Source organism: Pseudoalteromonas sp. NZS127_1, assembly GCF_015864295.1.
In the GTDB taxonomy this organism is placed as follows: Bacteria; Pseudomonadota; Gammaproteobacteria; order Enterobacterales; family Alteromonadaceae; genus Pseudoalteromonas; species Pseudoalteromonas arctica.
Genome location: NZ_JADYXO010000011.1, coordinates 1 through 23,836, shown reverse-complemented (window position 1 = coordinate 23,836; position 23,836 = coordinate 1). Strand labels below are relative to the sequence as shown.

Sequence of the window (23,836 nt, the reverse complement as noted above, 5' to 3'; positions counted from 1 at the left end):
ATGATTGAAGTATATGCTCCGGCGTCTATTGGTAATTTTGCAGTGGGTTTTGATGCACTTGGCGCAGCGCTTGCGCCAATTGATGGCAGTTTTTTAGGTGATGTAGCCGTTGTAAGCGCAGCACCAAACGACGAATTTATTTGCACAGGCGAGTACGCTCACAAGTTACCAAGTGATGCTAATGAAAATTTAGCGTACCAGTGCTTAATGCATTTTAGAGCGCATGTTGCGCCTACTATGCCAAGCGTAAAGCTCGAGCTTAAAAAGAACTTACCAATTGGCTCTGGGCTTGGCTCTAGTGCATGTTCGGTCGTGGCTACTTTTGCTGCCCTTGATAAGTTTGCAAAAACTAATTTAAGTCAGGTTGAGCTTATTGAACTGATGGCTGACTTTGAAGCTGTAGTAAGTGGCGGTCGTCATTACGACAACATCACGCCATGTTATTTAGGTGGCTTGCAGTTAACAGGTGATTTAATTCCTGATAAATCGATTGCACTGCCTGTTGATGAAAACTGGTACTACGTTGCTGCGTTTCCTGGTTTTTCACTCAACACTGCAAAAGCGCGCTCTGTTTTACCAAAAGAGTTGAACATGCATGCAAGTGTTGAGTTTGCTCAGCGTTTGTCGGCATTTAGTAGCTTGCTGTTAACTAATCGTTTTGACGATGCGCTAAGCATAATGAAAGATGAAATAGCAGAACCTTACCGCGCACCGCTTATAAAAGGCTTTAGTGAAGCCAAAGCAAGCTTGCCAGCGCTGGGCGCTGAAATAGTCAGTATTTCGGGCGCAGGACCAACCTTATTTAGTGTGTGTAAAACACTTGAAGCTGCACAGCAATGCGCGCAGTGGTTAGAAACCAATTACATTAACGAGCAAGGCTTTTGCCACATTTGTAAATTAGATAACGACGGCACGCGTCAATTAACAGTTTTATAGGATAGGTAGTCATGCAATTACATAATTTAAAAGATAGCTCACAAAAAGTGTCGTTCGTTGAAGCCGTAAAAACAGGTTTGGGTCGTAATCAAGGTGTGTTTTTCCCTGAATCCCTTGCCCCACTGTCCGATGTTGATGCATTGCTTGATATGGACTTTGTTACACGCAGTGGTAAAATATTATCTCACCTAATTGGTGATGAGCTGCCAAGCGACACTGTGACACAAATGGTTAAAAATGCATTTAACTTTCCAGTTAAGCTGGTGGAAGTTGAAGAGAATACATACTGCTTAGAGTTGTTTCATGGTCCTACACTTGCGTTTAAAGACTTTGGTGGTCGCTTTATGGCAGAGTGTTTAACGCAGTTTAACAAAGACGAGAAAGTAACTATTTTAACAGCAACATCGGGCGATACCGGTGCAGCTGTAGCGCATGCTTTTTACAATAAACCAAATATCGATGTTGTTATTTTATACCCTAAAGGCAAAATTTCACTTGCTCAGCAAAAGCTATTTACTACGCTAGGTAACAATATTCATTGTTACGCAGTTGAGGGCAGCTTTGATGATTGCCAAGAGCTAGTTAAAAATGCCTTTTTAGATGAAGAAGTTAAATCAACACTTGGGCTTAACTCAGCTAATTCAATTAATATTAGCCGTTTAGTTGCTCAGGTTTGTTACTACTTTGAAGCCATCGCACAGCTACCAAAAGAAAAACGCGCAACAGCACATATATCAGTACCTAGTGGTAACTTTGGTAATGTGTGTGCCGCAATGATTGGTGCGGTTATTGGTTTACCTGTTGGCAAATTAAGTGCAACAACAAATCAAAATGATACTGTGCCGCGCTTTATGCTTGATAAAAACTGGACGCCAAACGCAACGCTTGAGTCGCTTTCAAATGCGATGGATGTAAGTAAGCCAAACAATTGGCCGCGTGTACAAACAATGTTAGATAATAACTGGTTTAGCTACGATAATTTTTATTCAACAAGCGTAAACGAGCAAGACACGCAAGCCGTGATGAAAAAAATTCAACAAACTGGCTATGTTGCGGAGCCTCATACTGCTATTGCTTACCAAGGTCTTGTTGAAAATCGGGCACCTGGTGCAGCGGGTATCTTTTTAGCGACAGCTCATCCTGCTAAGTTTAAAGAAAGCGTAGAGGGTATTCTAAATATTGAATTAGGTATGCCAAAACCACTTGCTGATGCACTAGCAAAACCATGCCTAGCAAGCGATATGAACGCCGATTACGACGAGTTACGTACCGAAATGCTCGCTAAATTAGGCTAAGTTAAATTAAAAGGAAAAGCGGCTTGAGCCGCTTTTTTTATAACTTTATACGGATGAATACACTTAGTTATATTTACTAATTAAATGTAGTGAATATAATTCATTTAAAATTATTATGGCTTTATAAAAAAATATCATCTTAAAAGAGCTGTGAAATAGTTTCAATCCCTGTTTAAATATCCTCAACTTAAGAGCGTAGGCAAAGAGTCGTTTAAAGCGTACAATAAAGCCTCTAAAAAACACCATACACGTTGCCCTAGGAGACCCCAATGTTAGAACGTAGCATGAATATTTCGGATTTTGATCCAGAGTTATTTGACGCGATAACCAAAGAAACTGCTCGCCAAGAAGAGCATATCGAACTAATCGCTTCAGAAAACTACTGTAGCCCACGCGTACTAGAAGCGCAGGGTTCACAGCTTACAAACAAATACGCAGAAGGTTACCCAGGCAAACGTTATTATGGCGGTTGTGAGCATGTAGATGTTGTTGAGCAATTAGCAATTGACCGTGCTAACGAATTATTTGGTTCTGACTATGCTAACGTACAGCCACATGCTGGTTCGCAAGCAAATGCGGCTGTTTTTCTAGCATTGTTAGATGCAGGCGATACTGTATTAGGTATGAGCTTAGCTCATGGTGGTCACTTAACTCACGGTTCTCACGTAAGCTTCTCTGGTAAGCTTTACAATGCAATTCAATACGGACTAGATGAAGCAACGGGCGAAATTGATTACGCACAAGTTGAAGCGCTAGCACTTGAGCATAAACCAAAAATGATTATTGGTGGTTTCTCAGCGTACTCAGGTATTGTTGATTGGGCTAAGTTCCGTGAAATTGCTGATAAAGTAGGTGCTTACCTGTTTGTTGATATGGCTCACGTTGCCGGCTTAATTGCGGCAGGCGTTTACCCAAGCCCAGTTCCTCATGCACACGTTGTAACAACAACTACGCATAAAACACTTGCAGGCCCTCGTGGTGGTTTAATTATTTCTGCATGTGGCGACGAAGCTATTTACAAAAAGCTTAATAGCGCTGTTTTCCCTGGTGGCCAAGGCGGTCCTTTATGTCATGTTATTGCAGCAAAAGCAGTGGCATTTAAAGAAGCACTTCAACCAGAGTTTAAAGTATACCAAACACAAGTTGTTAAAAACGCAAAAGCAATGGTTGCAGTTATGCAAGAACGTGGCTACAAAATCGTTTCTGACAAAACTGAAAACCACTTATTTTTACTTGATTTAATCGATAAAGATATCACTGGTAAAGATGCGGACGCTGCCCTAGGCAACGCTAACATCACAGTTAATAAAAACTCAGTGCCAAACGATCCACGCTCACCATTTGTAACATCTGGTTTGCGTATTGGTTCTCCTGCAATCACTCGTCGTGGTTTTACAGAAGTAGAGTCAAAAGAGCTTGCTGGCTGGATTTGTGACGTACTAGATAACATCACTGATGAATCTGTACAGGCGCAAGTTAAAGAAAAAGTAAAAGCTATTTGTGCAAAATTACCTGTATACGCTTAATTGCATAAGCAGTAGTAATTTAGATCACAACTGTTTAGTTTTTTGCTAAGATAAAAGGCCGCTATTTAGCGGTCTTTTTTGTTTTAAAACGGAAGTACCGAGTTATGCATTGTCCATTTTGTACCGCAAAAGATACTAAAGTAATTGACTCACGCCTTGTAGGCGGAGGCCATCAAGTTCGCAGACGTCGTGAATGTAATGATTGCCACGAGCGCTTTACTACATTTGAAGGCGCTGAACTGGTTATGCCTCGCGTTGTTAAGCAAGATGGCAGCCGGGAACCGTTTAACGAGGATAAGCTTTTAAATGGCTTAAATCGCGCACTCGAAAAACGCCCAGTGAGTACAGAGCAAGTAGATGAAGTTGTAAATATAATAAAATCACAACTACGCGCAACGGGTGAGCGAGAAATTTCAAGCCATTTGGTGGGCGAATGTATTATGGAAGCACTTAAAAAACTCGATAAAGTTGCGTACGTAAGATTTGCTTCTGTTTATCGCTCGTTTGAAGACATACGCGAATTTGGCGAAGAAATTGCCCGTTTAGGGGAGTAACAATGCAAAGCCAAACTATTTTTACCGAACAAGACGAAATGTATATGGCACGCGCCATAGAACTTGCCAAAAAAGGGCGGTTTACTACAACGCCTAATCCTAATGTTGGCTGTGTATTAGTTAAAAACAATCAAATAATTGGTGAGGGTTTTCATCAATTAGCAGGCCAAGGGCACGCTGAAGTAAACGCGTTAGCTATGGGGGGCAACCGTGCACAAGGCGCTACCGCTTATGTAACGCTCGAACCTTGTAGTCATTATGGGCGTACGCCACCGTGTGCTGAAGGCTTAAAAAAGGCAGGCGTAGTAAAAGTAATTGCTGCTATGGTTGATACAAATCCACAAGTTGCAGGCAAAGGCCTTAAAATACTGAGCGACGCCGGTATTGACGTTGCTTATGGATTACTTGAATCACAAGCTCGCGCACTTAACGTTGGCTTTTTTAAGCGAATGGAACAAGGCTTACCTTATGTGACCTGTAAAATGGCAGCAAGCATAGATGGTAAAACAGCGCTTAAAAATGGGCAAAGTAAGTGGATCACAAGTTCCGCAGCTCGCCAAGATGTACAGTTATACCGAGCGCAAAGCTGCGCTATTTTAACCGGTGCCGATACCGTGTTAGTAGACGATGCTAAACTTAATGTGCGACTAAGCGAGTTGCCTTGCACGTTACCTACCGATTTACCGCTTCGCCAGCCCGTGCGTGTTATAATTGACTCTCAAAATCGCTTAACACCTGACCTTGCTTTATTTAAAATCCAAAGTGATGTAATTATATTTACGACTAAGGTTGATAAATCCCTGCAATGGCCGCATTTTGTAAAGCATATTGAAGTAAGTGAAAGTAACGGTAAAGTTGATTTACAGGCTGTTTTAGAAAAGCTTGGGCAACTGCAGTTTAATAATGTTTGGCTTGAGAGCGGAGCAACACTTGCTGGTAAAATGACAGAGCTTGATTTAGTTGACGAGTTTGTTTTTTATTTGGCGCCTAAATTAATGGGCCATGATGCAAAAAGTTTAGTTAATTTTCCTGAATTGACGAGTATGCAAAACACCGTTAATTTAACATTTAATGAATGTGCGCGCATTGGTGACGATTTACGTATCACCGCGTTAAAAGCTCATTAAAACCACTTAATAAAAAAGAGTAGCGCTATGTTTACTGGAATAATAGAAGCCACAGGCAAAATTGCTTTATTACAAAAAAAACAAGGCGACTTAGCTATTCGCATTCAAAGTGCTGATCTTGATATGAAAGATGTAAAGCTAGGCGACAGCATTGCAACCAATGGTGTTTGCTTAACCGTAGTTGATAAACATATTGACGGCTTTAGTGCTGATTTATCTAACGAGACGATTGGTTTAACCGGTTTTGCTCACTATGCTTTAGGGCAAACGGTTAATCTTGAAAAAGCCATGCAACCAGTTTCGCGTTTGGGCGGTCATTTAGTATCTGGCCATGTTGATGGCATTGCGACTATCACAAGTATTGCAGCAAATGCGCGAGCAACAGAATATTGGCTTACAACCGACGAAAATTTAATGAAATACATTCCGTACAAAGGTTCGGTATGTATTGATGGTATAAGCCTGACAGTAAACGCTGTAGAGGGCAATAAATTCAAATTAACAATTGTCCCACACACGAGTGAGCAGACCACAATTGCTCATTTTAAAGTAGGTACTCAAGTTAATTTAGAAGTCGATCAAATTGCACGTTATTTAGAGCGCCTTATAAAAGGTGCAGAGCAACCAACGGGCTCTGATATTTCGATGAGCTTACTCGCAAAAGCGGGTTTTATTAAATAACGAAACTGATAACTTACACGAGCAAATTTATGAATTTACACAGCGCACAAGAAATCATCGATGATATTAAAGCCGGTAAAATGGTTATTTTAATGGATGATGAAGATAGAGAAAATGAAGGCGATTTAATAATAGCTGCTGAGCATATTAGCGCTGAAGCGATTAACTTCATGGCGACTCATGGCCGTGGTTTAATTTGTTTAACCATGACACAAGATCGTTGTGAGCAACTTGATTTACCGTTAATGGTTAAAAACAATGGTGCTGCATTTTCGACTAACTTTACAATGTCGATAGAAGCATCAAAAGGTGTTACAACCGGTATTTCTGCTGCTGATAGAGCGCGCACAGTGCAAGCGGCTATAGCAAAAGGCGCAGTGCCAACTGATATTGTTCAGCCTGGTCATATTTTTCCAATTATGGCACAACCTGGTGGCGTATTAACTCGCGCAGGACATACTGAAGCTGGCTGTGATTTAGCACGTTTAGCTGGGCTTGAAGCATCATCAGTTATTGTTGAAATACTCAATGCTGACGGCACCATGGCGCGTCGCCCTGATTTAGAAGTGTTTGCTAAAGAGCACGATATTAAAATTGGTACTATTGCTGATTTAATTGAATACCGTAACTTAAATGAAACGACAATTGAGCAAGTTGCAAAATGTAAGTTGCCTACTGTTCACGGTGAGTTTGATTTAGTGACTTACAAAGACACAATTGACGGCCAATTACATTACGTATTGCTTAATGGCGACATAAAAGAGCAAGAACCGACAAATGTACGTGTACATTTGCAAAGCACTTTTAACGATATCCTACTTTCAGACAGAAGTGCTGACCGCAGCTGGGGCCTTTCTGAAGCAATGGCCTATATTGCTAAAAATGAAGGTGCTTTAGTTATTTTAGGTAAGCAAGAAAGCACTGAAGAGTTAGAGGCAACTGTAAAAGCATTTGCAGCAGCTGATGTTGGCGAAAGCGTTACGCCACGTAAATTCAAAGGTACATCTCGTACTGTTGGCGTAGGTTCGCAAATACTTGCAGATCTGGGAATTAAACAGATGCGTTTAATGAGTCGTCCTAAAAAGTATCATGCACTTTCGGGCTTTCATTTAGAAGTTGTTGATTACATTGAGCCACAATAAGCATCACGCTTAAACTAGGCTATTATTTTATTTTTATGGTATGATGCGCAGCAATTTTTGCGCAATCGCAACCGCTTGAACTTATTTTTAGGGTTATCAAATGAAAATTATTGAAGGTAGTAAGTACGCTCCAGGCAAGAAATTTGCCATTGTCATTTCTCGTTTTAATGACTTTATTGGCAGCAGCCTCCTTGCAGGTGCTGTTGATGAGCTAAAACGCACTGGCGGCGTATCTGATGACGACATTACCGTTATTTATGTACCAGGCGCGGTAGAATTACCTTTAGCGGCTAAACGCGTTGCGGCAAAAAAAGAGTATGATGCAATCATCGCATTAGGCGTAGTGATCAGAGGTGGTACACCACACTTTGACCTAGTTGCTGGCGAATCAAACAAAGGTCTTGCGCAAGTATCACTTGAGTATGATATCCCGGTTGCATTTGGCGTATTAACCACAGAAAGCATTGAACAAGCAATTGAGCGTGCTGGCACCAAAATGGGCAATAAAGGCGGCGAAGCTGCTTTAGGCGCGCTTGAAATGGTTAATGTGTTAGATAAAATTTAAGTTTAAGGAATTTTTGTGAAACCAGCAGCAAGACGTAAAGCACGTATCTTAGCACTCCAAGCCGTTTATTCTTGGCAAATAAGTGGCAATTTAATTGCCGATATCGAACAACAAATGTTGATCGAAACAGACGTTACTAAAATTGATGTTGAATACTTTAAAGACCTAGCGACAGGTGTTGCTGTAAATTACAAGCAACTAGATGAAGCTGTATCGCCACATTTAACACGTCCGTTTAATGACTTAGATATGGTTGAGCGCGCAATTTTACGTTTAAGCAGCTATGAACTTAAGTTCCGCGACGATGTACCTTATAAAGTTGCTATCAACGAAGGTATCGAGCTGGCCAAAATATTTGGCGCTGAAGACAGCCATAAATTTGTAAACGGTGTACTTGATAAAGCTGTTAAGCATTTACGCAAGTAAGTAACCGTTAAAGAGGGGAGCCGGCATAGGCCGGCTTTTTTGTGTATGAAGGAATTTGAATTAATTAACCGCTACTTTAAAGGTCGCGGGATCACCCGTCGTGATGTAAACCTAGGTATAGGGGATGATTGCGCTTTAGTAACCGTTCCACAAAACTGCCAACTTGCCGTTACAACAGATACTCTTGTTGCTGGCGTACACTTTTTTGATGATATTTCCCCTCGTGCATTAGGCCACAGAGCGCTTGCTGTTAATTTAAGTGATTTAGCGGCCATGGGCGCTGAGCCAACGTGGGTTTCAGTTGCGTTAACCTTGCCAAGTATTGACCCAAAGTGGATTGAAGAGTTTACTGAAGGCATGCATGAAATTGCAGAATACTTTAATGTGCAAATTATAGGTGGCGATACTACTCAGGGTCCATTAACTATCACTATTTGTGCAAAAGGGACTGTACCAGAAGGGACTGCACTTCGCCGTAGTGGTGCGAAAGTGGGTGATTGGATTTATGTTACAGGTCCGCTAGGTGACGCTGGACTTGCAATTGAGTCTCGCAAACAAGGTATAAGTATTGAGCCAGAGCATTTAAAGTACTTAAATAAGCGCTTTGACTTTCCAACACCGCGTGTTGCTGCTGGGCAGGTATTGCGAGGCCTTGCATCATCGGCTATTGATGTATCGGACGGTTTAATCGCTGATTTAAGTCATATACTTGATATGTCGCAAGTAAATGCAGTTGTGAATATTGAAAGTATTCCGACTTCAGATGCAATGCAAGCAAGCCTTGATTTTAATCAGCAGCTGCCATTTATTCTAAGTTACGGTGATGATTACGAATTGATTTTTACTGTACCTGATAGCAATAAAAGTATGCTAGATATAAAACTGCGTCAATATGGTGTAGATGCAACATGCATAGGCCAAATTAAAAGTGGCGATGGTCAAATTGAACTTTTACACAACGGTGAAAAGTTTGATTTTAAGCAGCAAGGTTTTGAGCATTTTGCAAAGGAGCTGGTTTGAACAAAAACCGAAAGTTTAATCTAAAGCGCCCACATCAGTTTTTTGGTTTGGGTTTTGGTACTGGGTTAGCCCCTAAAGCACCTGGTACATTTGGCACTTTTGCTGCACTGCCATTCATTTTTATGACTATGTATTATCCGCTATGGTTGCAAATTGTGTTTGCCGTAGTGATCAGTATATTTGGTATATGGGCCTGCGGTAAAACGGCTGATGATTTAGGCGTGCACGACCATCCTGCTATTGTATGGGATGAAGTGGCAGGTTATTACATTACAATGATTGGTGCAGCACTTAGCTGGCAAACATTACTCGTTGGTTTTTTGTTATTTCGCTTTTTTGATATAGCAAAACCTGGCCCAATCCGTATGCTAGACAAACGAGTACATGGTGGTTTAGGTATTATGGCCGATGATATACTTGCGGGCGTTTTTTCGCTTATATGCTTACAGGCGCTAATAAAAGTGGGTTTACTACCCTTTTAATTTTTTATATTTGATTTGTTTAACTAGGTGGCAGCAATATGATGCGATTTTTACTGGTTTGTGTACTGATGTTGTGCGCGACACCAAGTTGGGCTTCAATTAGTGATTACGTAGTTAAGCAATGGAATATAAAAGATGGTCTACCTTCGCAATCACTTAAAAGCGTAGTACAAGACCAGCAAGGCTATATGTGGCTTGGTACTCAGTTTGGCTTAAGCCGTTTTGATGGCACAACATTTACAAACTACAACACGCAAAATAGCCCGTTCTTGCCTAGTAATGGTATTAATAAACTTTTAGTCGATTCTAGTGGCTTATTATGGGTAGGTACTAAAAGTGGCTTGGTAGTTATTAATCCTGCCACATTTGCAGCACAAGAGTTTAATATTAAAGGTCCAGTAAGAGATATTCTTGAGGACTCCAAAGGCAGCATATGGATTGCGGCTAATGGTTTATACTATGTAGATAGAGGGCAAGTTGATTTACGCACTCAAGTAAATGGCCCCCTACCTATTGTTAATGCTACCGTAATTACCCAAATTGTTGGCTCTGTTAGCCAAATGGCACTCTCTCCAGAAGGTATTTGGCTAGTTAATGATCGTCATTTATTACGCCTTACTAAAAACTCATCAGATTTCTCTAAACTACGTTTAGAGCTTACCGCTAAAATATCGTTACCAGAGCGCTTAGCGCAAACCATAGTGCACGATTTATCATTCTTAAACGGTAATTTGTATATAGCCTCTGAGCTAGGTGCATACTTTTTAGATTTAGATGACGAACTAAGACCTTTTCCTTTACCAAATGCAAATAACTCAGCCGTTTATAAGTTTATGAGTGATACCGATGGTGGCTTATGGGTTTCGACTTATGGACGTTTATTATTTAGAGATAAAACCGGTGAGTGGCAATGGGTAGAACCAAGCCAACTTGATCAAAGCATATGGTTTGCTGATATTTTTAGAGACGATAAAAATAACGTTTGGTTAGCAAGTTTTAGTGAAGGCTTATGGCTTGCCCATGAAGGGCGGGTAGAAAGGCATTCAGCAGTTTCAGATATGACCGAGTCTGTTATGGCTATTAGCCAAGCTCCAGATGGAAAACTGTGGGTTGCTAACAAAAGCGGCATTGGTTATTTCGATTTAGATAAAAGTTTTATTAATTTAGTTCCAAGTAGTAAATATGGATACGCGTCAGTACACGATCTACAATTCGATGGTGAGCGATTATATATAGCCACGGGGCGCGGCTTATTTGTTTTTGAAAACAAGACACTTTATACCGTCCCTGGTCGAGCGCTTCGCGATAACCCGGTATTTGCAATAAGTCGCTCTAGTAAAGGCGGTTTTTGGATTGGTACCGGACGCGGTTTATATCGATTAAATTATGCTGGTTTAACGCCTTTTGCATATAACGCTTTTTTAGGTAGTAAGTTTATTACCTACGTATTGGATAAAACAAACTTTGGTGTGATTGGTACTAGTAAAGGCGCATATTACTTTACAGACCGTGGCATTGAAAAAATTGGTGACCAAACAACACTTGAAAGTGCATACGTAACTAGCGTGCTACATATAGATGGCGTGGGTATTTTAATCGGCTCTCTTAACGATGGGCTTTTTTACAGAAGTACGCAAGGGCAGTGGCGTCAACTCGATGCAGCTAATGGTTTACCGTATGGGTCTATATTTAGCCTAGAATATGATGAAAAGTTAAAACATGTTTGGGTAAGCACCATGAAAGGTGTTTACAGAATGCCTGTAGAGCAATTTAAAACAGAGATAAAAAGCTTAAAAGTTGAAGAAGTGATTTCATCTTTTGACCGTCAACTCGATGGTAAAGCGAATCAATGTTGTAGTGGACTTGGGCATGATGCGGTAGCAGACACCGGCAATTCTATTTGGTACCCAAGCTTACAAGGTGTTGTTGAAATACCTAAAAATGTAGAGCTATTTGGTGTGCTTGCATTAAAGCCAACAATAGAAACAATAACAACACCACTTCGTCATTTAACCACCGCTGCGCTTGGTAAAAAACCATCATTAGAAACAGACGAGCGTGATATAACGCTAACTTACACAGCTATTGATTATTATGCACCAAACAGTATTGAATTTAGATATAAACTAAGTGGCTTAGATAGTGACTGGCGCTATGCTAATACGCGACGTGAAGCTATTTATACTAACTTGCCTCCAGGCTCGTTTTTGTTTCAATTAGAAGCGAAGCGCCAAGGTGAAGACTGGACTAAAGCGCAAGAAGTAGAATACGGTTTTGTAGTGCCTGAGCGCTTTGACGAAACTATTTACTTTAGGCTTTTAATTACCAGTGGCTTTATTTTGCTTTTCTACCTTATTTTTTGGGTGTTTAGAGCGCAAGAGCGTAGAAAACAAGAAGCATTAGAGGGCTTGATCACCGAGCGTACCTTAGAGCTTCGTCAAGCTAATGATAAATTAGGCCAAGTGAATTCACAGCTTAAATTAGTTAGTCACTCAGATGAGTTAACAGGGCTGCGTAGCCGTCGCTTTTTGTTTGATCAACTCCCTAAAGATATTGAACACTTTCAACGTAATTCACAATCGCTGCAGGCACAAGGCAAGTCACTGGTGCTGGTAATTATTAACTTTGATAATTTCAGCCGTATCAATGATGCCTATGGCCCAATTGCAGGTGATAGCTGCTTACAGCAAATGGCTGCATTATTAAATTCGCGTACGCAGGGCTCTGACTATGTGGCACGTTGGAGTGGTGATGAGTTTTTACTATTATTACGTGATTTTAAATGCAATAAAATAGACAGCTATGCTTCAGATCTTTGTAAAGTAATAGCGGCTAATTTATTCCAATTACCAAATGGAAAAACAACTAATATCACGGCATCAATTGGTTGGTCATTTTATCCATTACCACTTTTGGGTGGGCAGGTAATTAGCTGGGAAACATCTATTAACCTAGCTGATATTTCACTACACCAAGTTAAAAAGCGCGGTGGTGATGGTGTTGCAAATATTACGTTTGATGATCAGCTTGATGCATTTGAGTTTGAACAAAATTCTAACGTTGATCAACAATTAGGTATTTTACAAAGCAATGGCCTAGCTGATATTAAAGTGTGGATGCGCTGATCAGCAATATTTGATATTAAAAAAGGAGCCTAGGCTCCTTTTTTAATATGCTCAACTTTAGATGTATAGGAAGTTAATTAATAAACGCTTTAATAGCGGTTAATATTCCTTGCTCGCCTAACCCCATTTCATCGTGCATTTCATCTTGGGTGCCGTGTTTAATAAACTCATCAGGAATACCTAAGTTAAGGATATTAATATCAGCTTTTTGCGTTGCTAAGAATTCGTTAACTGCAGAGCCGGCACCGCCAGCAATCGCATTATCTTCAAGCGTAACAATTACATCGTGGCTAGTTGCAAGCTCATTTAAAAGTGCGGTATCAAGTGGTTTAATAAAACGCATATTAACAAGCGTTGCATCTAATTCATCTGCAGCAAGCTGTGCATTTTCAAGTAATGTACCGAACGATAAAATGGCAATTTTACTGCCGTTCTTAATTGTATCTGCCTTACCTATTTCAAGCAGTTGCATAGTGCTTTCAATGTCTGCAGTACCTGCACTACCGCGAGGGTAACGAACAGCAACTGGGCAATTTGCTTTATAGCCGGTGTACAGCATTTGACGGCACTCGTTGGTATCGCTTGGTGCCATAATTACCATATTTGGAATGCAGCGCATAAAGCTTAAATCGTACGCACCTTGGTGAGTTTCACCATCGGCTCCCACAATACCAGCGCGGTCAATGGCAAATAATACAGGTAAGTTTTGCAGTGCAACATCATGTATTAATTGGTCATACGCACGTTGTAAAAAGCTTGAGTAAATAGCAACAACAGGTTTTAAACCTTCACAGGCAAAGCCAGCAGCTAAAGTAACCGCATGCTGCTCAGCAATGGCCACATCAAAGTATTGATCTGGAAACTCTTTAGAAAAACGTACCATGCCTGAACCTTCGCGCATTGCAGGCGTGATAGCCATTAACTTGCTGTCTTGTTCGGCCATATCACATAACCAATCGCCGAATACTTTTGAAAAAGTAGCAGCACTAGGTTTAGATTTAGGTAGGCTAGTTGTGCTCGGATCGAATTTTGGTACACCATGATAGCCAATAGGATCGGCTTCAGCCGGTTTATAGCCCTTACCTTTTTGCGTTTTTATATGTAAAAGCTGTGGGCCTTTTAAATTACGCATATTACGTAATGTATCTACAAGCATGTTTACATCGTGACCATCAATGGGACCAATGTAATTTAGGCCTAATTCTTCAAAGAAGGTACCCGGGATCATCATGCCTTTAATGTGCTCTTCCATTTTACTGGCAAGTTGCTTTACCGGAGGCACTCCTGAGAGTAACTTTTTACTACCTTCACGAATGTTAGTATAAAAGCTACCTGATAAAATTCGAGCAAAGTGATTTGTTAATGCGCCAACATTTTCAGAAATCGACATTTCGTTATCATTTAAAATAATAAGCATGTCTGATTTTACATCACCTAAATGATTCATCGCTTCAAATGCCATGCCTGCGGTTATAGCTCCGTCACCAATAATGGCTACAGACTTTCGACCTTTACCTTCTTTTTGTGCAGCAATAGACATACCTAAGGCAGCTGAAATAGAGGTGCTTGAATGGCCTACGCTAAACGTATCGTATTGGCTTTCATCGCGAAAAGGAAAAGGGTGTAAACCGTCTTTTTGGCGAATGGTGTGCATTTGCTCGCGACGACCAGTAAGAATTTTATGCGGATAAGCTTGATGACCCACATCCCAAACTAGGCGATCGTCTGGAGTGTTATAAACATAATGCAGCGCAACGGTTAGTTCAACCGTCCCTAAACCAGACGCTAGATGACCGCTACTTTGCGATACTGAGTTGAGTAAATAATCGCGCAGCTCATTGCTAAATGCAGGGAGTTTGTCTTGCGCTAAGTCACGCAATTGGGCTGGCTCGTCAACCAAATTAAGTAATGGATACTTGCTACTATCAAGTGTCATGGTTTTATATATATCCTTCGCTAACATTAATTAATTCAAAGCTTTTACGAATAATTAATGTTGAGTAATAATGTCAGTGCTAATTGCAATACGTATGAGCAAAAATTAGTGGTCACGCTCAATTAGGTAATTTGCTAGCGACGCAAGAAGTGTTGTGTCAGCATCTATATTTGCTAACGCTTCATGGGCTTGTTGTATTAAATTTTGCGCCTTTTCTTTAGCGCCTAGCATACCTAATAACGCCGGATATGTCGCTTTATTCGCGGCAATATCGGAGCCTTGTGGCTTTCCTAAAATAACTGTATCGCCTTCAACATCTAAAATGTCGTCGTGTACTTGAAATGCTAGCCCTATAGCATACCCAAAAACACTTAAATTTTCTAAGGTTTGTTGATCAGCCTTTTCACTGCACAGTGCACCAAGTGTAATTGCGCAATTAATTAGAGCCCCGGTTTTTAGCTTATGTATTCGCTCAAGCTCTTGTACGGTAATTACTTTATCAGTTGCTGCTATATCAAGGCCTTGTCCGCCAACCATACCCTGAAGGCCTGATGCATGGGCAAGTGTAGCAATCATTTTTACTTGTGTTTGCGATGAGCATTCAAATTTGTGATTCGCAATAAGCTCAAAAGCAAGAGTTTGAAGAGCATCACCGGCTAAAATTGCATTTGCCTCGCCAAACTCTATATGACAAGTAGGGCGTCCGCGGCGTAAGTCGTCATCATCCATTGCTGGTAAGTCATCATGGACTAACGAATAGCTATGAATACACTCAATTGCAGCAGCAAGTACGTTTAAGTCTTGATGGTTTGCGCCGAGCATTTTACCTGTGGCATAAACTAAAAATGGACGTAATCTTTTACCGCCATTAAATAATCCATACTGGGTGGCGTTCTTTACCGTTTCTTCTGTATCTAGAGGCTGGTTAAAATGCTGTTGTAAGGTCGCTACTACATCTTTTTGAGCACGTTCAATATGATTTTTTATGCTCACAGCTATTCCATATCATTATCAAAATTTGTAAGTACTGACTTTTCGCCATTCCCCATCAAAATTGATACTTTTTGTTCTGCTTGCTGTAATTTCCCTGATGAAGCACTTGCTAATGCAATTCCACGCTCAAATTGCTTTAACGATTGCTCAAGCGATAAGTCACCTTGTTCCATGTCACTAACGATTGTAGATAATTCTTCTAGTGCTTGTTCGAAACTTAAGTTTTCAGGTTTTTTAGTCGCCATCTTTATTTCAGCTTACATAATAAATTTAGGGTCAATTTTAGGGGGAATGCTAAACTAGGTCAAAGGATGATATTGGTTTTTTACCTTTATAACGTTAAATTATATTTCAAGTGCATTAATAAAGCCTTAATAGCGGTCTGTTGGTTTAATAAATCAATTGATAATTAGGTAGCCCTTATAACTTGACCTAAGATAGTGCTAAAGGCTGCTTTTTATGTTTATTTATAAAAATGGCTTAAGCAATTCAATATGTTGCCGATAAGCAGTTAATAATAAAAGTTTATGATAAGGCCATTAAGCATGAAACTTCTGGAGGAAATGTGGATTTAGCAACCATAATCGGGATCCTAGGCGCAATTGGCTTAATTGTCATGTCTATGTTTATGAGTAGTAGCGGTGAAATGGCTATGTTTTACAATACCCCGTCTGTGGTTATTGTATTTGGTGGTTCACTCTTTATTGTTTTATCAAACTTCACTATGTCGCAATTTTTGGGGATAGGTAAAGTTGTTGCCAAAGCGTTTATGTTTAAAATCGAAACGCCAGAAATACTTATCGAAAAAGCAGTAGAACTTGCTGATTCAGCTCGTAAAGGCGGTTTTTTAGCACTCGAAGAAGCTGAAATTCCAAACCCCTTTATGCGCAAAGGCGTCGATATGCTCGTTGATGGCCATGATGCAGATGTAGTTCGCGCTACACTTCAAAAAGATATTTCTCTAACTACGACTCGCCATGAATTGGGCGCGGGTTTATTTAAGTCGTTAGCTGATATAGGGCCTGCAATGGGCATGATTGGTACTCTAATTGGTTTGGTTGCAATGTTGTCTAACATGGATGACCCGAAGGCAATTGGTCCTGCAATGGCAGTAGCACTATTAACAACTTTATATGGCGCGTTTTTAGCCAATGTAGTGGCAATTCCTATTCAGGTAAAACTTGAACTGCGTAAAGATGAGGAAGCTATGAATCAGCGTTTAATTTTGGATGCTATTTTAGGTATACAAGATGGTCAGAATCCAAAAGTAATCGAAGGTATTTTGAAAAATTACTTAGCTGAATCTAAACGCAAAGTAGATACCGAGGAGTAACTATGTCTGATCAAGAGTGCAAATGCCCACCACCAGGTCTACCTGCATGGATGGGAACGTTTGCCGATTTAATGTCACTGTTAATGTGCTTTTTTGTACTCTTGCTCGCGTTTTCAGAAATGGATGTACTTAAGTTTAAACAAATTGCGGGCTCTATGAAGTTTGCTTTTGGTGTGCAGAATAAAATTGAAGTAAAAGACATCCCTAAAGGGACCTCTGTTATTGCCATGGAGTTTACCCCAGGTAAACCAGAGCCAACCCCAATAGAAACCATTCAGCAGCAAACAGTCGAAATGACTCAACAAATGTTAGAGTTTCAGGCTGGCGATGAAAGCTCAGCAGGCGGCAGGCAAGAACAGCGCGGGGATAAACGCGGTGGCGAATCTCGTAGTACCTCACAAGAAGAATCTTCTGAGCAAGCAACTTCAGCAGCCGATCAGGAGCAAACTAACGAGCTTGTTAAAAAGATAGCGCAGCAGCTTGAAAAGCAAATAATCGATGGCGCAATTGAGCTTGAGTCTTTAGGGCAGCAAATAATTATTCGCATTAGAGAGAATGGTTCATTTCCTTCAGGTAGTGCATTTTTACAACCTAAGTTTAAACCTATAATTCAAGATATCGGTGTGCTGTTAAAAGATGTACCCGGTGAAATAACAGTATCTGGCCATACAGATGATTTTCAGGTATCGAATGAGTTATATATTAATAATTGGGACCTATCATCAAAGCGTGCTGTAGCCGTTGCAAGTGAACTGCAAAAAGTCCAAGGATTTGATAAAACCCGAATGATGGTGGTTGGTCGAGCTGAAACACGACCACTTGTACCGAATGACACCGATGAAGATCGCCGCAGGAATCGCCGAGTAGAAATATCTATATTACAAGGTAAAGCAAAAGAGTCAGCTCCTATAGATGTAAGATAACTTTTATTGGCAAACACACTTATTTATCATAAAGTATGCTTTCTTTAACAAATGTAACGGAATAGTTTATGAAAAAGGTCGATAAGTTTAGTCATATGCCAGGAAATGGCGGTGGTAATGACGATGATGAAAAAAAACTTGATTAACTCTAATGCCTGAATGGTTTTTAAAGACTATATTGATATTAGATACTAGTTGGGTGTTTATTTTAAGCCCTGCTATTTTCATCTTTTATTTTAGAAAAGATTATTTGGCCCTGCGTTTCGCTTTAATTACAGCCGCTTTTTTTTTATATGGAACCATTATTCATCCTTACTTGAAAGAGTTTGATAATGGGATTTATGTTTATCGATACCTTGTTTGGGCCTTTAATGATATTGCTTGGATGGCACTCATCGCATATCTGGGTTTAAAAGATAAGGTTTATTTATGGCAATGCGTATTAGGTCAATTGGTTGTTATTATGGCACCAATTTTACAGCTATTTAGATTAGTCGACCGCCATTTATGGGATCTTTCTTATAGTACATACATTTATAAAACCTTATTGCCATTTATTAATATAGGCACCGTTGTTGTTTGTTATCTTCCGCTTATTTATATTTTAACAAAAGACAAAAAAAGCCCAGCTAGCCAATAGTTACAAAAAGTTCCCTCCTTTAAAATAGCTGTGCTAGACTACTGTTTATATAAACAGTGATGAGCAGGCTATGAAACTCTACATTGCAGAAAAACCTTCACTTGGACGCGCTATTGCTGATGCGTTACCAAAACCACATAAAAAATATGATGGTTATATAGAAGTCGCTAATGGCGATTGTGTGTCGTGGTGTATTGGACATTTGCTAGAACAAGCAGAACCCGATGATTACGATGAGCGCTTTAAAAAGTGGCAGTTTGAACACTTACCTATAATACCTGAACAGTGGAAGTTAAAAGCCAAAACCAAAACTCGCAAACAGCTCACTGTTTTAAAAAAATTAATTAAACAAGCCTCGCAACTTATTCACGCTGGCGATCCAGACCGTGAAGGCCAGCTACTAGTCGATCAAGTAATTGAAGAAGCTAAAATAAGTCAGGCTAAAAAGCAGAGTACGCAACGTTTACTCATTAGTGATTTAAACTTATCGGCGGTAAAAAAATCACTGGGTACTATGCGTTCTAATCGAGATTTTATTCCGTTAAGTGTATCTGCTTTAGCGCGCTCTCGTGCTGATTGGCTATTTGGTATGAATTTAACACGTGCATACACACTAGCTGGGCAAAAAGCAGGGTTTGGTAATGTGCTTTCGGTAGGGCGAGTACAAACCCCTATTTTAGGTCTTGTTGTTAATAGAGATAACGAAATAGCACACTTTGTATCTAAGCCTTTTTACGATGTACTGGCGCATTTACTTACTCCAGATAACCAGCCATTCATAGCTAAGTGGGTTCCTAGTAAAGCATGTGAGCCACATCAAGATGAAGAAGGGCGAATACTTAACAAAGCACTCGCACAAAATGTTGCTTCACGCATTACAAAGCAAAGTGCTGAGCTTACTTCACTTGACCAAAAACAAAAAAAACAAAGTGCTCCATTACCGTATAACCTATCTGCACTGCAAATAGATGCGGCTAAAGCATTTGGTATGCCAGCTCAAAAAGTGTTGGATATTTGCCAAATACTTTACGAACGTCATAAATTAATTACTTACCCACGCTCGGATAATCGTTATTTACCTAAAGATCACCATCAAGATGCATCAGCTATTTTTAAAGCTATAAGTGCTAATGGTGGGCAAAGCAGTGAATTAGTAAACGGGGCTGATGTAAAAAAGCGTAGTAAATGTTTTAACGATTCAAAAGTGGCTGCGCATCATGCCATTGTGCCTACGGCTAAGCAGTTAAAGTCAGCGAGTTTGAACGGTGACGAAGCGAAGGTATATCAATTAATAAGCCGCCATTACCTAATTCAGTTTTATCCCGACTATATATATAACGAAACTAAAGCAGAGATAACAATCGCTGGCGGATTATTTAAAGCAAATGCAAAACAAGATGTAAGCCTGGGCTTTAAGGTATTAATGGGTAAGTCTGAATTAAAAGATGAAGCTACGTTACCTCCTTTAACTAAAGGTATGCCTCTTTTTTGTGAGCAAGGCGAAGTGGTCGAAAAGCATACATCACCTCCTGCTTATTTTACCGACGCTACATTATTGGCTGCGATGACGGGCATTAGCCGTTATGTTAAAGATCCACAAATTAAAAAAGTATTAAAAGACACTGATGGTTTAGGGACTGAGGCAACACGTGCGGGAATAATCGAGTTGCTATTCAAGCGGCGCTTTTTAAAACGTGAAGGTAAGTCAATTAGAGCGACCGAAACGGGACTTGCCCTTATTAGCGTATTACCACAAGGTTTAGCGAGTCCTGATTTAACCGCAAAGTGGGAATCGAGCTTAGGTGATATCGCGCAGCAAGTAATGAGTTATCAGCAATTTTTACAGCCTTTACTTGCTGAGCTAAATGGGTTTGTACAATTAGCAGCAAACTGCGATAGCAATGCATTTGCAAGGTTACCAAAAAGCTCACCTAAAAAACGCTTTGCTAAACGAGGTGGAAAAGCGACCTTTAAAAAGTCGAGTTATAAAAAAAGCTCTGTTGCTAGTTAGCTACAGAGCCATTTTATTAAACGATATTACTTAACCTGAACTCTACTTGAGATAGATTTATTATCCAGAATTCAGGTTACTTATTAAATAAAGCAACAGCAGCGTTACTCATTGCTTTTATTCCGGTAGGGATAGCAACTTTATAATCTGGTGCAAATTTACTAGAGTGTAGGGAAGGGAGTACTTCAGCTGTTTTTATCGAATCTGCATATTGTGCTTGGTTTACACCTCCTAGCCAAAATAAGGTAATCGGGATATTTTCATCGGTGCGTCCGTATAGGCCAAAGTCTTCACCCGCCATTACAGCTTGTGTTTCAAGCACATTAGTATCACCAATTGCGCTGGCAATAGAGTTTCTAACAATGTCTGTTTGTGCAGGGTTATTATAAGTAGATGGAATAGATTCATCTTCATGTACATATACTACAGGGTAGTTTGATTCATTTAGGCCAGCACTTTGTGCAATACCTGCCGTGATTCGTTTTATTGCTGCTATTTGAGCACTTCTAACATTTGGGTTATAGCTTCTGAGAGTGAGTTGTAGTTTTACTTCATCCGAAATCACATTATGTTTTGAGCCACCATGAATAGACCCAACCGTAATAACCGAAGGCTCTAGCGGTGAAAGTTCTCGGCTTGTGATTGTTTGCAGAGCAAGTACTGTGCGTGCAGCTATAATCACAGGGTCTATAGTTGTATGCGGATAAGCACCATGACCACCTTTACCTTTTATTGTAATATCGACAGAATCTACACTTGCCATAGTGTATTCATTTTTCATTGATATCTTACCAGCGGGGACGCTAGCACTTACATGTAACGCAATTATATGATCAGGTTTTTCATATTTACTAAATAGTCCTTCGCCTAACATGGCTTTAGCACCCCCACCAACTTCTTCGGCAGGCTGTGCAACCATCATCAAAGTGCCTTTCCATTGATCTTTGTGTACTATTAATTGCTCAGCAGTACCAATAAAAGAGCTCATGTGAATATCGTGGCCACAACCGTGCATTACACCTACTTTAGCACCATGCTCGTCAATTACTTTAACTTTTGAGGCATAGGATTTTCCTGTCTGCTCTATAATAGGTAAGCCATCGGTGTCAGTACGGATCATCACGGTTGGACCGTTTCCGTTTTTGTAAATGCCGACAACACCAAAGCCACCTACATTACTTGTTACTTTAAAACCCAGCTGAGTTAATTTATCCGCTATTTTATTACCCGTTTCTTGTTCGTGATAAGAAAGCTCTGGCGATTGGTGTAAATCGAGGTAAAACTTTTCTATAGCTGGCATGGCTTTGCTTAAATTCAAATCGAGTCCATTTGCTTGTACTAATGGGCTTGCTAATAAAAGTATTGCACTTAGATAAGTTAATTTCATGTTTTCCCTCATTGTTGAATATGTATACCGGATGATTTAGGTATATGACTTGTAATTATTATGTTCACCACCATATAAAAACCTAAATAGATGAATATGGCAATCAATTCAATGAGCAACATAGTTAGTATTAATGCACAAAACCTTCAACAAGTACTCGGTGAAACATCACAGCAAAAATTGGTGTTGCTTAACTTTTTCTCTCCTCAAAGTCCTGACTGCATCGGACAGGCTGCAATTTTAGATAAAGTAGCGGCTGAATATGCAAGCTATATAGTAGTAGCAAACCTAGATTGCGATGCAGAGCAAGCACTCGCTTCTCAACTTGCGCAACAAGTTGGTCTTCAAACTCTGCCTACGCTTGTATTATTAAAAGACTCTGCACCAGTAGATTTACTTGCAGGTGTTCAAAGTGAGGCACAAATACGCGAAGCCCTAGCAAAGCATTTACCTGCGCAACAAGACTTACTGTTAGAGCAAGCAAAACAAGCGTTATTAAAGTCAGATTTAAATGCTGCATTTAATTATGCAAAGCAAGCTTATGAAATAGACAGCGGTAATGCACGCATCAAATTAGTGCTTGCAGACATATGTATTCAAATTCACAAGGTAGATGAAGCCCAAGCGCTTATAAATACAATAGACGTACAAGAGCAAGATGCTTACTTTAATAATATAAAAGAAAAATGCGAAGCTGCGCTTGAAGCAAAAGACTCACCAGAGATTAAAGAAAAGCAACAACAAGTAGAAAAGTACCCAAATGACCTAGAATTAAAAGAAGAGCTCAGTATTTTACTCAATGAAGCAGGCAGAAAAGAAGAAGCATTGGATATACTATTTACAGTGCTGCAAAAAGATCTGAATTTCAATGAAGCGAAACCAAGCTTTTTAGCCATTATTGCCTCTTTACCCGATGGTGATGCGCTCGCAGCAAAGTATCGTCGCAAGTTATATAGTATTTTATACTAGGGTCTGTTGCTCTTTGCGGATTAAAATTTGTTCAAACTAGGGGGTGTTTAATCGCGGCGCGAGATTTGTAACCTAGCGGGCTCGGTAATTGCTCCTGCGTTACCCTACTGCCTTACATCCATGTAAGAATAAGTAAAAACCGAGTAACAAAGAGTAAATAGCCCCTAGGAAGAACCCTTTGGGCAGCGCCTGTTTGGCATTAATGCTACGTTATCGCTTATTTATGGGGAGTAACCACACTACATAGGCTCTGCCTTGCCTGAATACTAAACAGGCTGCTGCAAATTTAACCTTGAAAGATAAACAGACCCTAGATTCTAATAACTATTACTTTTGAGAAGCACCTAAATAAGGTGCTTTTTGCATTTTTAAGGTTTTAATTAAAAGCTATAGAATGGTTTAGCTATGTAAAAACAAGAGTTATCAACAGGTTTTTGTGGGTAACTTGTGCTTATCATGTGTGCTTGCTTGGGGCTTAATTTTAATTACTATTTTATGCAAATAACGCTTGCGTAAAATCCGCCGCTCCCTATAATGCGACCCCACTGAGACGGGAAACGCCAACGCATAGCGAGGCAGGAACAACTCAGAGAGTTAAGTAAAACTTCGGTTTTAAATTGTCGAAAGAAAGTTTAAAATTAAGTGTTGACTCGAAAAATAAAGGGTGTATTATTCGCATCCCTTGAGACGCTAAAGCGACTCAAAACGTTCTTTAACAATATAAAGCAATCATCTGTGTGGGCACTCGTACAGATTGAGTTCTAA

Annotated in this window: 21 protein-coding genes; 17 read left to right on the top strand and 4 right to left on the bottom strand. The window is 40.0% G+C overall.

Features of this window, described 5'->3' with window-relative positions:
* From thrB to I6F50_RS11365, 12 genes are all read left to right on the top strand, one after another.
* Positions 1 to 936 (top strand): homoserine kinase, encoded by a 936-nt coding sequence (gene thrB, locus I6F50_RS11420; protein WP_197176246.1) that lies wholly within the window; start codon positions 1 to 3, stop codon positions 934 to 936.
* A gap of 11 nt (positions 937 to 947) precedes the next feature.
* Positions 948 to 2,231: a threonine synthase gene (gene thrC / locus I6F50_RS11415; protein WP_165741378.1), complete on the top strand. Its 1,284-nt coding sequence runs from the start codon at positions 948 to 950 to the stop codon at positions 2,229 to 2,231.
* A 269-nt stretch (positions 2,232 to 2,500) separates the two neighbouring features.
* The gene (glyA, locus tag I6F50_RS11410) at positions 2,501 to 3,757 is read left to right on the top strand and encodes a serine hydroxymethyltransferase (RefSeq protein WP_165727306.1); all 1,257 of its coding nucleotides are present in this window, start codon (positions 2,501 to 2,503) and stop codon (positions 3,755 to 3,757) included.
* A 104-nt stretch (positions 3,758 to 3,861) separates the two neighbouring features.
* Complete coding sequence (nrdR, locus tag I6F50_RS11405) at positions 3,862 to 4,311, top strand: transcriptional regulator NrdR (RefSeq protein ID WP_006794272.1); 450 nt, start codon at positions 3,862 to 3,864, stop codon at positions 4,309 to 4,311.
* A gap of 2 nt (positions 4,312 to 4,313) precedes the next feature.
* Positions 4,314 to 5,438, top strand: a complete 1,125-nt coding sequence (gene ribD, locus I6F50_RS11400; RefSeq protein WP_197176245.1) for a bifunctional diaminohydroxyphosphoribosylaminopyrimidine deaminase/5-amino-6-(5-phosphoribosylamino)uracil reductase RibD — start codon at positions 4,314 to 4,316, stop codon at positions 5,436 to 5,438.
* 27 nt (positions 5,439 to 5,465) lie between these two features.
* The gene (locus tag I6F50_RS11395; RefSeq protein ID WP_166419234.1) at positions 5,466 to 6,119 is read left to right on the top strand and encodes a riboflavin synthase; all 654 of its coding nucleotides are present in this window, start codon (positions 5,466 to 5,468) and stop codon (positions 6,117 to 6,119) included.
* 29 nt (positions 6,120 to 6,148) lie between these two features.
* Entirely contained in the window at positions 6,149 to 7,261 is a 1,113-nt protein-coding gene (gene ribBA, locus I6F50_RS11390; protein ID WP_165739809.1) for a bifunctional 3,4-dihydroxy-2-butanone-4-phosphate synthase/GTP cyclohydrolase II, read from the top strand.
* Between the two features lie 100 nt (positions 7,262 to 7,361).
* Positions 7,362 to 7,826: a 6,7-dimethyl-8-ribityllumazine synthase gene (gene ribE / locus I6F50_RS11385; protein WP_007587130.1), complete on the top strand. Its 465-nt coding sequence runs from the start codon at positions 7,362 to 7,364 to the stop codon at positions 7,824 to 7,826.
* A gap of 15 nt (positions 7,827 to 7,841) precedes the next feature.
* Positions 7,842 to 8,252 (top strand): transcription antitermination factor NusB, encoded by a 411-nt coding sequence (nusB, locus tag I6F50_RS11380; protein WP_024599862.1) that lies wholly within the window; start codon positions 7,842 to 7,844, stop codon positions 8,250 to 8,252.
* A 45-nt stretch (positions 8,253 to 8,297) separates the two neighbouring features.
* Positions 8,298 to 9,272 carry a thiamine-phosphate kinase gene (thiL, locus tag I6F50_RS11375; protein ID WP_165739811.1) on the top strand — a complete coding sequence of 325 codons (975 nt, stop codon included), beginning with the start codon at positions 8,298 to 8,300 and terminating at the stop codon, positions 9,270 to 9,272.
* A complete protein-coding gene (locus tag I6F50_RS11370; RefSeq protein WP_007587120.1) occupies positions 9,269 to 9,754 on the top strand; it encodes a phosphatidylglycerophosphatase A in 486 nt (161 codons plus the stop codon). Before thiL ends, I6F50_RS11370 begins: the two co-directional genes overlap by 4 nt.
* 38 nt (positions 9,755 to 9,792) lie before the next feature.
* Complete coding sequence (locus I6F50_RS11365) at positions 9,793 to 12,879, top strand: ligand-binding sensor domain-containing diguanylate cyclase (protein WP_024589765.1); 3,087 nt, start codon at positions 9,793 to 9,795, stop codon at positions 12,877 to 12,879.
* 73 nt (positions 12,880 to 12,952) lie between these two features.
* Here the strand turns inward: I6F50_RS11365 and dxs are convergent, their stop codons facing one another.
* From dxs to I6F50_RS11350, 3 genes are all read right to left on the bottom strand, one after another.
* Positions 12,953 to 14,815, bottom strand: a complete 1,863-nt coding sequence (dxs, locus tag I6F50_RS11360) for a 1-deoxy-D-xylulose-5-phosphate synthase (RefSeq protein ID WP_169045060.1) — start codon at positions 14,813 to 14,815, stop codon at positions 12,953 to 12,955.
* Between the two features lie 105 nt (positions 14,816 to 14,920).
* On the bottom strand, positions 14,921 to 15,808 hold the full coding sequence (gene ispA, locus I6F50_RS11355) for a (2E,6E)-farnesyl diphosphate synthase (RefSeq protein ID WP_007587115.1): 888 nt from the start codon (positions 15,806 to 15,808) through the stop codon (positions 14,921 to 14,923).
* Positions 15,809 to 15,810: 2 nt separating this feature from the next.
* The gene (locus tag I6F50_RS11350; protein WP_002961738.1) at positions 15,811 to 16,053 is read right to left on the bottom strand and encodes an exodeoxyribonuclease VII small subunit; all 243 of its coding nucleotides are present in this window, start codon (positions 16,051 to 16,053) and stop codon (positions 15,811 to 15,813) included.
* Positions 16,054 to 16,373: 320 nt separating this feature from the next.
* On the opposite strand from I6F50_RS11350, the gene pomA reads away from it, so the two are divergent.
* From pomA to I6F50_RS11330, 4 genes are all read left to right on the top strand, one after another.
* Positions 16,374 to 17,141 carry a flagellar motor protein PomA gene (gene pomA, locus I6F50_RS11345; RefSeq protein WP_007587114.1) on the top strand — a complete coding sequence of 256 codons (768 nt, stop codon included), beginning with the start codon at positions 16,374 to 16,376 and terminating at the stop codon, positions 17,139 to 17,141.
* 2 nt (positions 17,142 to 17,143) lie between these two features.
* Positions 17,144 to 18,064: a flagellar motor protein MotB gene (locus tag I6F50_RS11340; protein WP_007587113.1), complete on the top strand. Its 921-nt coding sequence runs from the start codon at positions 17,144 to 17,146 to the stop codon at positions 18,062 to 18,064.
* A gap of 151 nt (positions 18,065 to 18,215) precedes the next feature.
* Positions 18,216 to 18,704, top strand: coding sequence for a hypothetical protein (locus I6F50_RS11335; protein WP_024593682.1), 489 nt, complete (start codon positions 18,216 to 18,218; stop codon positions 18,702 to 18,704).
* Between the two features lie 70 nt (positions 18,705 to 18,774).
* On the top strand, positions 18,775 to 20,715 hold the full coding sequence (locus I6F50_RS11330; RefSeq protein ID WP_165739814.1) for a DNA topoisomerase III: 1,941 nt from the start codon (positions 18,775 to 18,777) through the stop codon (positions 20,713 to 20,715).
* Between the two features lie 76 nt (positions 20,716 to 20,791).
* On the opposite strand, the gene I6F50_RS11325 is transcribed toward I6F50_RS11330, so the two are convergent.
* A complete protein-coding gene (locus tag I6F50_RS11325) occupies positions 20,792 to 22,102 on the bottom strand; it encodes a M20 family metallopeptidase (RefSeq protein ID WP_165739816.1) in 1,311 nt (436 codons plus the stop codon).
* A gap of 111 nt (positions 22,103 to 22,213) precedes the next feature.
* Here I6F50_RS11325 and I6F50_RS11320 point away from each other — a divergent pair, with 111 nt between their 5' ends.
* Positions 22,214 to 23,071, top strand: coding sequence for a tetratricopeptide repeat protein (locus tag I6F50_RS11320; protein WP_197176244.1), 858 nt, complete (start codon positions 22,214 to 22,216; stop codon positions 23,069 to 23,071).
* Positions 23,072 to 23,836: the final 765 nt, after the last annotated feature.